General features: G+C 71.2%; 13 protein-coding genes. 4 read left to right on the top strand and 9 right to left on the bottom strand.

Annotation, left to right across the window (positions count from 1 at the left end):
* Positions 1-12: 12 nt before the first annotated feature.
* On the top strand, positions 13-723 hold the full coding sequence (locus WFG93_RS02710) for a ZIP family metal transporter (protein ID WP_336644772.1): 711 nt from the start codon (positions 13-15) through the stop codon (positions 721-723).
* A 32-nt stretch (positions 724-755) separates the two neighbouring features.
* On the opposite strand, the gene WFG93_RS02715 is transcribed toward WFG93_RS02710, so the two are convergent.
* Both WFG93_RS02715 and WFG93_RS02720 read right to left on the bottom strand, forming a co-directional pair.
* Positions 756-1,724 (bottom strand): acetylxylan esterase, encoded by a 969-nt coding sequence (locus WFG93_RS02715; protein WP_336644773.1) that lies wholly within the window; start codon positions 1,722-1,724, stop codon positions 756-758.
* Positions 1,725-1,777: 53 nt separating this feature from the next.
* On the bottom strand, positions 1,778-2,701 hold the full coding sequence (locus WFG93_RS02720) for an N-acetylglucosamine kinase (protein ID WP_336644774.1): 924 nt from the start codon (positions 2,699-2,701) through the stop codon (positions 1,778-1,780).
* A gap of 150 nt (positions 2,702-2,851) precedes the next feature.
* Between WFG93_RS02720 and WFG93_RS02725 the strand changes: the two genes are divergently transcribed.
* On the top strand, positions 2,852-4,396 hold the full coding sequence (locus WFG93_RS02725; protein WP_336644775.1) for an FAD-dependent oxidoreductase: 1,545 nt from the start codon (positions 2,852-2,854) through the stop codon (positions 4,394-4,396).
* A 44-nt stretch (positions 4,397-4,440) separates the two neighbouring features.
* Here WFG93_RS02725 and WFG93_RS02730 read toward each other — a convergent pair whose 3' ends face one another.
* From WFG93_RS02730 to WFG93_RS02760, 7 genes are read right to left on the bottom strand one after another with little or no spacing between them, the layout of a single operon-like run.
* Positions 4,441-5,550: a hypothetical protein gene (locus WFG93_RS02730; protein ID WP_336644776.1), complete on the bottom strand. Its 1,110-nt coding sequence runs from the start codon at positions 5,548-5,550 to the stop codon at positions 4,441-4,443.
* Complete coding sequence (locus tag WFG93_RS02735) at positions 5,544-6,317, bottom strand: hypothetical protein (RefSeq protein WP_336644777.1); 774 nt, start codon at positions 6,315-6,317, stop codon at positions 5,544-5,546. Before WFG93_RS02735 ends, WFG93_RS02730 begins: the two co-directional genes overlap by 7 nt.
* Positions 6,314-7,324: a vWA domain-containing protein gene (locus tag WFG93_RS02740; RefSeq protein ID WP_336644778.1), complete on the bottom strand. Its 1,011-nt coding sequence runs from the start codon at positions 7,322-7,324 to the stop codon at positions 6,314-6,316. Before WFG93_RS02740 ends, WFG93_RS02735 begins: the two co-directional genes overlap by 4 nt.
* Positions 7,321-8,316, bottom strand: coding sequence for a vWA domain-containing protein (locus WFG93_RS02745; RefSeq protein ID WP_336644779.1), 996 nt, complete (start codon positions 8,314-8,316; stop codon positions 7,321-7,323). The genes WFG93_RS02740 and WFG93_RS02745 overlap by 4 nt, the downstream gene beginning before the upstream one ends.
* A gap of 4 nt (positions 8,317-8,320) precedes the next feature.
* Entirely contained in the window at positions 8,321-8,809 is a 489-nt protein-coding gene (locus WFG93_RS02750; RefSeq protein ID WP_336644780.1) for a hypothetical protein, read from the bottom strand.
* A complete protein-coding gene (locus tag WFG93_RS02755; protein ID WP_336644781.1) occupies positions 8,796-9,743 on the bottom strand; it encodes a DUF58 domain-containing protein in 948 nt (315 codons plus the stop codon). The genes WFG93_RS02750 and WFG93_RS02755 overlap by 14 nt, the downstream gene beginning before the upstream one ends.
* 26 nt (positions 9,744-9,769) lie before the next feature.
* The gene (locus tag WFG93_RS02760; protein ID WP_336644782.1) at positions 9,770-10,870 is read right to left on the bottom strand and encodes an AAA family ATPase; all 1,101 of its coding nucleotides are present in this window, start codon (positions 10,868-10,870) and stop codon (positions 9,770-9,772) included.
* Positions 10,871-11,052: 182 nt separating this feature from the next.
* Here WFG93_RS02760 and WFG93_RS02765 point away from each other — a divergent pair, with 182 nt between their 5' ends.
* Complete coding sequence (locus WFG93_RS02765; protein WP_336644783.1) at positions 11,053-11,643, top strand: hypothetical protein; 591 nt, start codon at positions 11,053-11,055, stop codon at positions 11,641-11,643.
* Positions 11,644-11,686: 43 nt separating this feature from the next.
* The gene (locus WFG93_RS02770) at positions 11,687-12,922 is read left to right on the top strand and encodes a cytochrome P450 (protein ID WP_336644784.1); all 1,236 of its coding nucleotides are present in this window, start codon (positions 11,687-11,689) and stop codon (positions 12,920-12,922) included.
* Positions 12,923-12,978: the final 56 nt, after the last annotated feature.

The following is a 12,978-nucleotide window of genomic DNA, read 5'->3' on the forward strand; positions in this document are numbered from 1 at the left end:
AGCCTGGCCGTCATGGGTCAGGCGGTGCTGTGGGGTGCGGTGGCGGCGTCGCCGCTGCTCGTGGGGGCGCTGCTCTCGCTCGTGCGCCGCTGGCCGGATCGCCTGCTCGGCATCATCCTCGGCTTCGGCGCCGGGGCGCTGATGGCCTCCATCGCCTTCGAGCTCTGGGAGCAGGGCGTCGAGCTCGCGGGGAACCTGCCGCTGATCGCCGGGGTCGGCGCGGGCGCGCTCTGCTACTACGTCGCCGCGCACGTGCTCGACGCCCGTCAGGCGCATCGGAAGAAGAAGGACACCGGCGGAGGCTCGCTCGCGGTCGGGGCGCTGCTGGACGGCATCCCCGAGCAGCTCGTGCTCGGCATCGGACTGGCTTCGGGCGAGGGCGTCGGTGTGGCGCTCGTGGTCGCGATCCTGGTCTCCAACCTGCCAGAGTCGATCGGCTCGGCATCGGACCTGCTCGCGGGTGGGATGCGCAAGAGCAGGGTCGTGCTGCTGTGGGCGGGCGTGGCCGTGGTGTGCGCGCTGGCCACAGTCGCGGGCTTCGCGCTGGCATCCGCCGTCGGCGACGGCTTCCGGGCGGCGGCAAACGGCTTCGCGGCCGGCGCGCTGCTGGTGATGCTCGTGGACTCGATGATCCCCGAGGCGCAGAAGAAGGCGACCGAGTCGACCGGGCTGGCAACCGTCATCGGGTTCGCCGTCGCGGCCTGGCTCGCACTCTCCTCCTGAACCGCCGCCCTCTGCGAGCGGCGGGCCGGCGCTCAGCGCAGGCGCGCGGCGAGCCAGGCAGCCTGGCGCTGCCACTGCACGCCCAGTCCGCCCTCGTGCTGGTTGAACGCGTACTCCACCACCTCGGCGCCGCCGCGGTGGTGATTCGCGGCGGCGTACACGGTCGAGGGCGGGCACACCGGGTCCATCAGCGCCGTCGAGTACAGCGCGGGCGCCGCGGCACGCGAGGCGAAGTTCACCCCGTCGAAGTACGACAGGGTCTGGAAGGTCTGCGCCACGGCATCCCGGTGCACGGAGAGATAGCGCACGATCTCCTGATACGGATCGGCGTCTGTCAACCCCACCGCACGCTCGAAGTGGCACAGGAACGGCACATCCGGCATCACGCCCACCAGGCCCTCGGTGAGTCCGGCGGCGGCGATCGCGATCCCGCCGCCCTGGCTGCCACCGGTGACCGCGATGCGATCGGCATCCACTTCTTCGAACGTGCGCACCGCGTCGATCAGCAGCGCGGCATCGGTGAACACCCGGCGGTAGTAGTACTGCTCGGGGTCGTGGATGCCGCGGGTCATGAACCCGGGCGCCGAGGCGCCGGTACCGTGCGGGTCGGGCGTCGAACCGCCGGTGCCCCACCCGCTGCCCTGACCGCGGGTGTCCATGAACACCCACGCGTAACCGGATGCCGCCCAGCCCAGGCGCTCGTGCGGTAGGCCGCGTCCGCCGCCGTAGCCGTTGTACTCGATGACCGTCGGCAGGGGCCCGCTCGCCCCGGCGGGCACGACGAACCACCCGCGCACCCGGTCGCCGCCGAACCCGCTGAACGACAGGTCGTACACGTCCACCAGCGTGAGGGGCGTCTCGACACGGGTGCGCTCGGCGGGTGCGGCCAGTCGACGCGAGGACTCCAGCGTGCGCTGCCAGAACGCGTCGAAGTCGGCCGGCTCGGTCACGGCGGGGCGGTACGCGCGCAGCTCGGCGGGGGAGAGGTCGAAGCGGGGCATGCGTTGCCTTCCGGTCGGGGTTCTCGAGGGTCTAGGGAGGATTGCGGGTGCGCTCAGCAGGTGCGCTCGGCGAAGCGCTCGTGCAGCGGGTGCGCGGAGTCGAGCCCGGCGAGGGCCACGGCGCCGTCGAGGCCGGATCCCGCCGGCGGGACGAATCGAGCAGCCGGACGTTCGGCGCGCACGGCGCTCTGGAACGTCGCGCGGATGACGTCGGAGCCGAACACGCCGCCGATTGCGCCGACCGCCGCGTCTGCGGGGGCATCGGTGACCCGCAGTGCGGCGAGCACGGCCGTCGCCAGCTCGGCGGCGGCGTCGCGGCAGATGCGGACCGCCACCTCGTCGCCGGATGCCGCATGCTGAGCGGTCGGCGCCGCGAAGGATGCCACGGTGCGCACCCGATCCTCCGAGGCCTGCAGCGCCACGTAGGCGGTCTCGAGGTCGGGCCAGCGCTCCTGCATTACCGCGGTCAGCGCGGTCGCCGGCCCGCGGCCGTCGTGGGCGCGCATGACGGCATCCAGGGCCGCCCGCCCGATCCAGTAGCCGCTGCCGGCATCGCCCATGATGTATCCCCACCCGTCGACGCGCGTCGCATGCTCGGGCCCCACGCCGAGTGTCACGACACCGGTGCCGGCTGCCACGACCGCGCCCTGCTGGTCGCCCAGCACGCCGAGGAACGAGGTGACCGAGTCGTGGGTCACGACGATGCGGTGCGCCTCGGCGAGACCCGGATGCCGCATCAGGGCATCCGCCTCCGCCTCCGCGGAGGTCAGGCCCGAGACGCCGAACGTGATCGTGTGCGGTGCCTGTTGGGTCGCGCTGGCCACCTCGGCCACCACGGCGGCGAGCTGCGGCGTCAGTGGCCGATCGGTGAGCACGCCGGGGAACAGCCACTCCTGGGCGGTGCCGTCCGCGGAGACGAAACGCGTCTTGATGCCCGTCTGGCCGCCGTCGATGGCGAGAAGCGTGTGCTCAGGCAAGTGGGGTTCCCCTCGTCGATCCGAGTCGCGTCGCACGACCAGATGCCAGCGTATGACACCCGCCGTCGTGAGAAGCGCGAGGATGTCAAGCCCTGTTCACCGCGGTCGCCCTCACGATGTACTGGTCACTCCCCAGCGAAGGAGACCATCGTGACGTCCCTGTGGCTCGACGACCAGCGTGCACGCATTCCCACCGACACCTTCGAGCCCGACGCCCGCTACGACGCGGTGGTGGCGGGCGCGGGTCTGACCGGTCTGACAACCGCCGTGCTGCTGGCCCGGGCGGGGCTGTCGGTCGCGGTGCTCGAGGCCCGCTTCGTCGGCGCCGCGGCGACCGGCAACACCACCGCGAAGCTCAGCCTGCTGCAGGGCGGGGTGCTCTCCGGCATCCGCTCGCGGGGATCCGACCGGGTGCTCAAGGCCTACGTCGAGGGCAACCTCGAGGGTCAGCAGTGGATGCTGCGCTACCTCGACGAGCACGGCGTCGCCGTCGACCGTCGCGACGCGTTCACCTACGCGGGAACCGAGGACGGTGTGCGCTCGCTCGAGCGGGAGTACGAGGCGTGTCGGACGGCCGGGCTCGAGGTGGAGCGGGTCAGCGAGCTCGAGCTGCCGTTCCGCGTGCACGGCGCGATGCGGCTGCGTGCGCAGGCGCAGTTCGACCCGATGGACGTGCTGCGCGCGCTCGCCGCGGACCTGCGCGAGCGCGGCGGGGTGATCGTCGAGGGCGTGCGGGTGAAGGACGTCGACACCGGCGAGCCGAGCCGCGTGATCACCTCGGTCGGCGACGTGCACGCCGGCACGGTCGTGCTCGCCACCGGGGTGCCGGTGCTCGACCGCGGCCTGTACTTCGCCAAGCTCAAGGCCAACCGCTCGTATGCGCAGGCGTACCGGATGCCGGATGCCGCGCGCATCCCGCAGGGGATGTACCTCTCGATCGACGCGCCCACGCGGTCGCTGCGCACCGCGTCGTACGACGGCGAGCAGCTGCTGCTGGTGGGCGGCAACGATCACGACGTGGGTCGCGTCGACGACACGCAGGCGCTGGTCGACGACCTCGAGCAGTGGACGCACGAGCACTTTCCGGGCGCGCAGCGCACGCACGCGTGGGCCGCGCAGGACTATCAGTCCCTGAACATGGTGCCGTTCGTGGGCTGGATGCCGCGCACCGGCAAGCACATCAAGCTCGCCACCGGCTACAACAAGTGGGGCATGACGAACGCGGTGGCCGCGGCGCTCAGCATCACCGCCGAGGTGCTCGACGGCAGCATGCCCTGGGCACAGACGCTGCACCACCGCATCACCACCCCGAAGGATCTCGTGCAGGGTGCGGTCGCCGGGGCGGAGGTGGCCAGGGATGCCACCGCGGGATGGATCTCGGCCGAGCGCCATCCGCTGCCCGAGACGCCGCCCGCCGAGGGCGAGGGCATCGTGGGCAGCGCCGGGATGAAGCCGGTCGCGGTGTCGACCGTCGACGGCGTCACCTGCCGCCTGTCGGCGGTGTGCACGCACCTGGGCGGCATCGTCACCTGGAACAGCGCCGAGAGATCGTGGGACTGTCCGCTGCACGGCTCGCGCTTCGCCGCCGACGGCACGCTGCTGGAAGGGCCCGCGGTCGACGATCTCAAAGAGATCGACGAGCCCGAGCTGCCCGGCGACGAGCATGAGCCGGTCGACCTCGAGGACCTCCCCTGAGGCGCTCCGAGGCGACCTGCCGGTGACCGCCCACCCCGCGCGGATCAGAACCCGGGGTACTCCCGCAGCCGCTGCTCGAACTCGGCGCGGTCGGCCTCGGGGAGCACGCGCCGGGCGAATACGACCAGCTGGATGCCCTCGAGCGGCTCCCCGGTCTGCTGCGCGAGCGCCTCGCGCTGCACCCGGAACTCCCCGGTCGGGTCGTTCGAGAGGTCGTACGCGTAGGCGTAGAAGCGCAGCGGCCCGGGGAACGTCCCGCTGTAGTACTCCCAGGTGTGCTGGCGTGCGGGGTCGATCGAGCCGTACAGCTTGGCCATCAGATCGGGCGAGATGCCGGTGCCCGCCTCGTTGAGCGGGTAAAGGGAATCCATGCCGCGGGTGGCGAGCACCTCGTCGATCACCTGCATCACCTCGCGCTTGCGCACGTCGTCCTGCACCGGCTGTGCGGTGGTCCACATCGTCGACGTGTAGCGCTGCAGCATCGACTCGCCGCCGTAGCCGTTGCGCTCCGGGCTCACGTCGACCGTGCCGCTCTGCACCCAGGTGTAGCCGAACCGGTCGCTCACGCGACGGCGCACCTCGGCCATCAGCGCGTCGCCCTCACGCTGCACCTCCTCCAGCGACGGCCCGCTCAGCGCCTCCTGCGGGGACTGATCCTTCACCCCTGGATAGGCCTGCGCGTGCCGCTGCTTCTCGGACTTCGTCCCGTCGTAGGCGTGCGTCGCCGCCGACTGCAGGGCCCCGATGGCGCCCACGGTGGCCACGTTGAGCACCAGCGTGAGCGCGAGGGCGATGGCACCCAGCATCCGGCCGCGCCTGGTCAGCAGCGCGGCGACGATCACGCCGACGACCGCCACCTGCAGCACCAGCAGCGTCACGCCGTACAGCGCGTCGGTGCCGCCGGCGAGCATGAGCAGCAGCAGGATCAGCGCGAACACCACCGTGGTCGAGATCGCGGCGAGGCCGATCGCGTTGGTGCCCTTCGCCGCCGAGGGCGGCGCGGAGTACGAGACGTCGCCGGATGCCGCAGGCAGGCCCGCCGCGGCATCCAGACCTCCACGGACGAGGCCCGGGCGGACGTACCCGCCGGGCGGGGGCAGGGGCGGCGCGCCCTCGGCGCCGCCGACGTACCTGCTGCGCTGGTGGTCTACCACGGCCTGTCCGTCCCGCCGCCGCCGGAGCCCTCGTCCCCGCCGCCGAGCTGATCCTCGCGCTCCTGCGCGCCCTGGTTGAGGCGCTCCTCGATGTCGTCGAGCCGGTCCTGCGGGGTGGGCGGCTGTTCGCCCTGCTCCGGATTCTGGGGCTGCCCGCTCTGGTCAGGATCCTGCTGGCTCTGCTGCTGCTTCTGCTGCTGACGCTGCTGGTTCTGATCGAGCGTGTCCGTCATGTCGCGGTTGGGATCCGGCGACTGATCCTGTGCGTCCTCGCTGCGGCACTCCTCGGGGGTGTCGACGGTGATCTGCAGCGCCTCGCCGTACCGCTCGGCCGCGCTCGCCGCGTCGCCGTCGGCCTGCGCGGCGTCGCCCTGCCGCTCCACCACCAGCGACAGGTTGATGAGCACCGGGCACGCCTCCAGCCCCTGCGCGAGCGGCAGCGCCCTCTCGAGCTCGGCGCGCGCGTCGGCGAGCTGCTCGGCCCCGCCGAGAGCCGTGCCGATGTTGTACGGCGCCGCGAACGGCTGGAACCAGTTCAGCCAGTCCTGTCCGCGTGCCGCCGATTCGGACTCCGCATACGCGACCGAGACGAAGGCGCTGATCGAAGTGTGCGCGAAGGCGTACATGCTCAGCACCTTGCCGACGAACAGCAGCGCGGCCAGCGTGAGCGGGAGGGTGGCGATCGCGACGATACGGCGGATGCGCGCGCGCAGCCGGTTCTGCGCGAGCAGCGCTGCGGCCGCGTCGGCCCGGGTCGGGGTGGTCATGCGGCACCTCCCGGCCGCCGAGCGGTGCGTCCATCGAGGGGGCGGGCGAGGTGCCGCATCCGCATGACGGCCGACGTCGCCAGGGTCACCTCGACCGCCAGGACGGCGATGAGCACGAGGGAGAGGACCCAGTACAGCTCGATGACGTTGCCGACCTGCCCGGAGGCGGCGTAGGCGGTGGTGCTCCTCGGCGCTTCCGGCAGTGCGAGCTCGGCATCCGCCGCGCGGGCCTGGTACTCGACGCCGAGTTGCTCTGACACGGTGCGCAGGTTGTCCTCGTCGATGACCGACATCGCGCGCTGCCCCTGATATTCGATGTAGTCGCCCGCCTGCGCACCGGCGCCCGTGGTCTTCCGCATCGGCCCGCCCGCCGCGGTGCCGTAGCCGAGCACCGCGCCGCCGTCGACGTACTTCGCGCTCGACGCGAACGACTCCGGCTCCGAGCTCACCGTCTGCTCGCCGTCGCCGAGGTAGAACACCATCCGGCTGCGCTCGGGAGCGGCGTGCGCCGCACCGGAGAGGGTCTCGGCCAGCATCCGGTTCGCGATCCCGATCGACGAACCGCGCGACTGGTCGGTGACCTCGGGTCGCAGCACGTCGAGCGAGGTCATCAGCGCGGTGGCATCCGTCGTCAGCGGCAGACGCAGCTGCGCGGCGGCGTCGAAGGTGATCAGCGCGAACCGGGCACCGGGGTACTCGTCGATGATCTGCTGCACGTCCGCGCGCACCCCGTCCAGACGCGGGTCGCCGCCGTCCCAGTCCTCGGCGACGATGCTCGCCGTGGTGTCCACGACCAGAACGACATCGGTGTCGGTGGCGAGGGTCTGCGACGTGCCGCCGGGGATGCCGGGGCGCAGCAGCATCACGAACACGACGACGATCATCGCGAGACGCATTCCCCACAGTCCGCGCGACGGCCCTCTCACGAGCGCACGCACGACGAAGAACCCGGGAACCGCGCACAGCAGCGCCAGCAGGATCGGGTGCAGGACGGGCTGGAAGATCACGCGCGCCTCCTCAGGGCCGCGCTCAGCAGCACGAGGAACGCGAGGATCGCGAGCAGCATCAGCGCGATCCACAGGTCCGGGCTGTCGACCTGCACGACCTGGGCCTGACCCTTCAGCGCGGACGCCTCCTGCTTCTGGATCTCGGCGATGATGTCGCCCACCGTGGTCGTCGCCCGCAGCGCGTAGGACTGCCCGCCGGTCAACGCGGCGGCGTCGGCGAGCTGCGCGCTCACCGCGGCATCCTTGCCCTGCACGGGATTCAGCGCGAACACCCGCACCTGCTGTGCTGCGGCGTACTGCGCGGCCTCCTCGATCGTGAGGATCGAGGCGCCGGCGAGCTCGTTGTCGGTGGCGAGGATCACCGAGCGGCTGCGCTCGTCGTCCTGATGGTCGAAGCGCATGGTGCACGCGGCCAGGCCGTCGCCGATCAGCGAGGCACCGGGGCCGTTGAGCGTGCCTACCCAGTGCTCGGGGGTCTCGTCGGCGTAGTCGAAGCTGCTGCGCACGCTGCGCAGCTGCTCCTTCACGAACGCGTAGTCATCGGTGAGGGGGAACACCTGCACCGGGGAGCTGTTGAAGATCGTCAGTCCGATGCGCTCGCCCTCGAACCCCGCCAGCAGCTCCTCGAACACGCTGAGCACCTCGACGTCGACATCCGCCATCGAGCCGGACACGTCCAGGCAGAGCATGATGTCGCGGCTGGCGTTGACCGGCTGGATCGTCTTCGCCGCCATCGGGCGCGCGGCCACCACCCCGCCGAGGAGTACGGCGATCGCGCCGACGACGATGACGCCCACGAGCAGAGCGGTGCGTCGGCGCACCGCCGCTCGGAAGGACGGCAGGGCGCGCACGCGCTCGGCGCGCGAGACGAGGGCGGCGCGGTCGTGCTCATCGTGCCCAGGGGATCGGATGCCGAGCAGCACCCCCACCAGCACCGCGGCCAGCAGCACGCCGAGGGCGACGAGCACGAGCCACCACGTGTTCAGCGTCATCGGCTCACCGCCAGCTCTGCAAGACGAGGCGCGCCGCCTCGGCGCCCCGGACGGGATCGACGGCGGGTCCGCGCTGGAAGATGCTCGGGTAGTAGTGCCGACGCAGCGCATCGACGAGGGCGGGGTGTACGCCGCGGGCGGTGAGGTCTTCGAGCGTGAGCACCGGTGCCTCCACCCCGGAGTACTCGTTGACGAATGCGCGCACGCTGCGACTGAGCTCGAGGTTCGCCTGCCGAGCGCTGATCGAGCCCGCGCGGTGGGCGTCCTCGATGCGCTGCACATCGGCGAGGTAGTCCGCGCGCAGCGCGTCGAGCACCTCGGCGGTCGGCGGGCTGTGCACGGGGGCGCCGGGCAGGGTGATGCTGCGGCGCGGCCGCGTGAGCACGATCAGCAGCCAGGCGGCCAGGGTGAGCAGCAGCAGGATGCCGATCGCCGCGACGATCCAGCCCCACCCGTACTGCGCGGGCGGATACATCTCATCAGGGGCGGGCATGCGACCTCCTGTTGAGCATCGCGAGCAGAGTCGAGACCGCGGTGCTCTGCGCGCCGAACTCGGCGTGGGTGATCTCCAATCCGCGCAGCACGGCGTCGCGCCGCGCGGTGTCCGCGGCCTCCTGCGCGGCGAGCTCCGCCAGCACCTCGGCATCGCCGTGCACGAAATCGGGCACGGTCCACGCGCTGTCGGCATCGCGCCGGTGCACGTTCTTCGGGTCCCTGAGCCTGTCGATTGGGTCCCTGAGCCTGTCGATTGGGTCCCTGAGCCTGTCGAAGGGACGTATCACCGGATCGGCATCCCGCACGGTGAGCCAGAGCAGGTCGTGCTGCACGGTGAGCCGGCGCAGCAGCCGCTCGGTCTCGTCGGTCAGCGGTGTCTCGTCGGTGACCAGCACGACGATCATCCGCCGCGCGATGTGGCGTGCGGCGTAGCGCAGCAGGCTGTCGCGGTCGTTCGCCGCGGTGCTCGCCTCGATCGCGGCGTCGAGCGTGCGCAGCGCGTGCTCCAGGGCGCCCTCGCTGCTGCCGGGAGGGAGTCGGCGGATGCCGGCGGCATCCCCATGAATCACCGAGAAGTCGTCGCCGTGGCGCACGGTGAGCACGCCGAGTGCGCCCACCAGCAGCACGACCAGCTCGCGCTTGGTCTGCTCGTCCTCCGCCAGCGCGCGCATGCCGCGACCGGAATCGACCAGGAACAGCACGGTGTGCTTGCGCGTCGCCTTGGTGCGCTTGATCAGAGGCTCGCCGTGACGGGCGGTGGCGCGCCAGTCGATGTCGCGCACCTGATCGCCGAACTCGTAGGGGCGCAGATCCTCGAAGTCGAGGCTGCGCCCGCGCAGCAGCGACGCGTACGCGCCGTCGAGCGCGTGCATCGACTTCTGCGACGAGCGGATGAAGAGCTTGCTCTTCACCTGGGTGATCAGACTTGCCACAACTGGTCCCTGAGCTTGTCGAAGGGCTACGGCGTCGGGACCGACGCGAAGATCTGGTCGATGATCTGCTCGCTGCGCACCCCTTCGGCATCCGCCTCGAACGTCAGCAGCACCCGGTGGCGCAGCACCAGGTGGCGCAGCGCACGGATGTCCTCGGGCAGCACGTGCGTGCGGCCGTTCAGCAGCGCGAGCGCGCGCGACGCCTGCAAGAAGGCGATGCTCGCGCGCGGACTCGCGCCGTACTTCATGAAGCGGGCGCGCTCCTCGCCGATGTACGGCGCGGGATTGCGGGTCACGTAGGCGAGCTGGACGATGTAGTTGCGGATCGCGGGGTCGATGTACACCCGGGCGGCGATCTGCTGCAGCTCGTGCACGTCGTCGAGGCTGATCGCACCCGGCACGTGACGGTCGGGATCAAGGGCGCCGGAGTCGATGCGGCCGAGGATCTCGTACTCCTCGGCGGGGCTGGGGTACTCGACGATCTCCTTCAGCAGGAAGCGGTCCATCTGCGCCTCGGGCAGCTCGTAGGTGCCCTCCTGCTCGATCGGGTTCTGCGTGGCGATCACGAGGAACGGCCGCGGCAGCGGGTGCACCTCGCCGCCGATCGTGGTCTGGCGCTCCTGCATCGCCTCGAGCATCGCCGACTGCGTCTTCGCGCTCGAGCGGTTGATCTCGTCGAGCAGCACGAAGTGCGCGTGCACGGGACCCAGCACCGTGCGGAAGCTGCCGGTCGCGGCATCGTAGATCTGGCTGCCGGTGATGTCACTGGGCAGCAGGTCGGGAGTGCACTGGATGCGCTTGAAGGTCGCCTGAACGGTGTCGGCGAGCGTGCTCGCCGCCGTCGTCTTCGCCAGTCCCGGCACCGACTCGAGCAGGATGTGACCGCCCGCGATGAGGGCGACGAGCAGGCTGGTGCGCAGTCGCTCCTGACCGACCATCTTCGTCGCGTACGAATCGGAGATCACCTTCACGATGCGCTGCGCGCGGGCGAGGTCGTCCGCCGATGCGACGGCCGAGCCGCCGGGTCCTGAGCCTGTCTGGGTCCCTGAGCCTGTCGAAGGGCCTGAGCCCGCCGAAGGGGGCGGGGGCGGCGGCGCGGACGATGCGGATCCGAAAAGGTCGTTCATCAAGCTCTCCTCGTCGGGAGCCGATGTGAGCCGTGGACCCCCGCGCACCAGCGTAACCGCCGTCTCTTTTGACAAGCCCGGGGCGCAGGAGCATGGTGGAAGATGCCTTCCGACATGCGAAAGTGTCCCGTCCCGCGGACCGCGTCGGCATCCCATCTTCGATACATTCTTGGAGGATCTCCATGCGCCGCACCCTGCGCACTCTGCTCATCGCCGGTATCGCCGGCGTCGCCCTCGCCGGCTGCGCCCCGGCCGCCCCGACCGCGTCGGAGTCGCCTGCCGTGGTGTCCTCGAGCGCGACTGCTTCACCGAGTGCCTCCGCGAGCGCTTCCGCCGAGACGGAGCAGACGGGTGCCCCCACGGCGCCGATCAGCGCCGAGCAGCTGTGCGCCGAGCAGTCCGTCGCCGACGAGGACGACGTCTGCGTGCTCGAGGGTGCGAGCGTCACCGGCGACCTCTCGTTCACTGGATTCCAGGTTGTCAAGCTCATCGGCGTGACGGTCGACGGCTCGGTCACCGTCGATGCCGGCGCGCAGCAGGTCGTCGTCACCGACTCCACTGTCACGGGCGACGTGACGGCCACGGCACGCGGCGGGGTCGTCGTGAAGCTCTCCACCATCGGTGGTGCGCTCGAGATCGCGGGTGGCCGCAACGCCACCCTGGTGAAGAACACCGTGGGCGGCGATCTGCGCTGCGCCGACGGCGTGCAGGCGAACGGCGACGGCAACACGGTCACCGGCACGGTGACCGGCACCTGCGCCCGGGTGGTCTGAGCGCCGCACCCGGCATCCGGCCAGTGCTCGCTATGCTCGCGCCATGAGCACAGTGCCGTTCCTCGATCTCGCCGACACGTCCTTCGACGTGAACGGCGACCGCGTGCACGAGGCCCGCGACGACAACTGGTACGCCGAGACGCCGTACGGCTGGGCGGTGCTGCGCTACGACGAGGGCACCGCCCTGCTGAAGGACCGCAGGTTCCAGCAGGGCAACGCCCGCTGGCCGGCGCAGAACGGCATCCACGAGGGCCCCTGGCAGCAGTGGTGGACCGAGACGCTGCTGAGCATCGAGGGCACCGACCACCTGCGCATGCGGCGACTGCTCGGCCCGGCGTTCCGCAACAAGACGATCGAGGCCATGCGGCCGCAGTTCCAGGCGCTCGCGAACGAGCTGATCGACGGCTTCGCGGCCCGTGGCGAGGTCGAGTTCGTGTCGGAGTTCGCCGAGCCGTACTCCTCGCGCATCCTCTGCCTGCTGCTCGGCCTGCCCGATGACGAGTGGCCGCAGGTGGCGCACTGGGCCGACGACCTCGGCAAGTCGTTCGGCATCAACGTCCGCCACGACCTGCCGCGCATCGAGGCGGCGCTGAAGGGTCTCACCGGATACATCGAGCAGGTCGTCGAGGCGCGCCTGCGGCATCCGAAGGACGATCTCGTCACCACCCTCGTGCAGGCGCACGCGACCGAACCGGATGCCGCCGGCGAGTCGCCGCTCACCCGACGCGAGCTCAGCGTCGCGCTCGTCTTCCTCGCCTTCGCCGGCATGGAGACCACGCGCAACCAGCTGGGGCTCGCCCTGCAGACCTTCCTCGCGCACCCCGACCAGTGGCGCCTGCTCGCCGAGCGACCGGAGCTCGGTGCGGCAGCCGTCGAGGAGGTGATGCGCGTGAACCCCACCGTCACCTGGGTGACCCGCGAGGCGATCGAGGACGTCGACCTGAACGGGCTGCACGTGCCGAAGGGCGGCATCGTGCAGGTGCTCTCGCACGCGATCGGCACCGACCCCGCGCGGATGGGCGCCGAGTCGGACTTCGACATCACCGTCACCGATCGCCCCCTGCATTCCGGCTTCGGCGGCGGCATCCACCACTGCCTCGGGCACTTCGTCGCCCGCACCGACATGTCGGTCGCGCTGCCGCTGCTCGCCCAGCGGATGCCGGATGCCGTGCCCGACGGCCCCGGCGAATGGCTGCCGGTGTCGGGCAACACCGGGCCGGTGCGCTTCCCGATCCGGTTCACGCCGACGGCCCGAGGGGCGTCGGAGGCCCTCGGATAGGATGGTCACGCCCGATCGGGCCAGCTCATCGGCCGGTGCAAACCCGGCGAACAGCG

This window comes from Microbacterium sp. USHLN186, assembly GCF_037145155.1.
In the GTDB taxonomy this organism is placed as follows: domain Bacteria; phylum Actinomycetota; class Actinomycetes; order Actinomycetales; family Microbacteriaceae; genus Microbacterium.

What these genes read in the sequence shown, in the direction of transcription:
- WFG93_RS02710 (WP_336644772.1), top strand. Translation starts at nt 13, where the DNA reads ATGGGTCAGGCGGTGCTGTGGGGTGCGGTGGCGGCGTCGCCGCTGCTC.
- WFG93_RS02715 (WP_336644773.1), bottom strand. Translation starts at nt 1,724, where the DNA reads ATGCCCCGCTTCGACCTCTCCCCCGCCGAGCTGCGCGCGTACCGCCCC.
- WFG93_RS02735 (WP_336644777.1), bottom strand. Translation starts at nt 6,317, where the DNA reads ATGACCACCCCGACCCGGGCCGACGCGGCCGCAGCGCTGCTCGCGCAG.
- WFG93_RS02745 (WP_336644779.1), bottom strand. Translation starts at nt 8,316, where the DNA reads ATGACGCTGAACACGTGGTGGCTCGTGCTCGTCGCCCTCGGCGTGCTG.
- WFG93_RS02750 (WP_336644780.1), bottom strand. Translation starts at nt 8,809, where the DNA reads ATGCCCGCCCCTGATGAGATGTATCCGCCCGCGCAGTACGGGTGGGGC.
- WFG93_RS02760 (WP_336644782.1), bottom strand. Translation starts at nt 10,870, where the DNA reads ATGAACGACCTTTTCGGATCCGCATCGTCCGCGCCGCCGCCCCCGCCC.
- WFG93_RS02765 (WP_336644783.1), top strand. Translation starts at nt 11,053, where the DNA reads ATGCGCCGCACCCTGCGCACTCTGCTCATCGCCGGTATCGCCGGCGTC.
- WFG93_RS02770 (WP_336644784.1), top strand. Translation starts at nt 11,687, where the DNA reads ATGAGCACAGTGCCGTTCCTCGATCTCGCCGACACGTCCTTCGACGTG.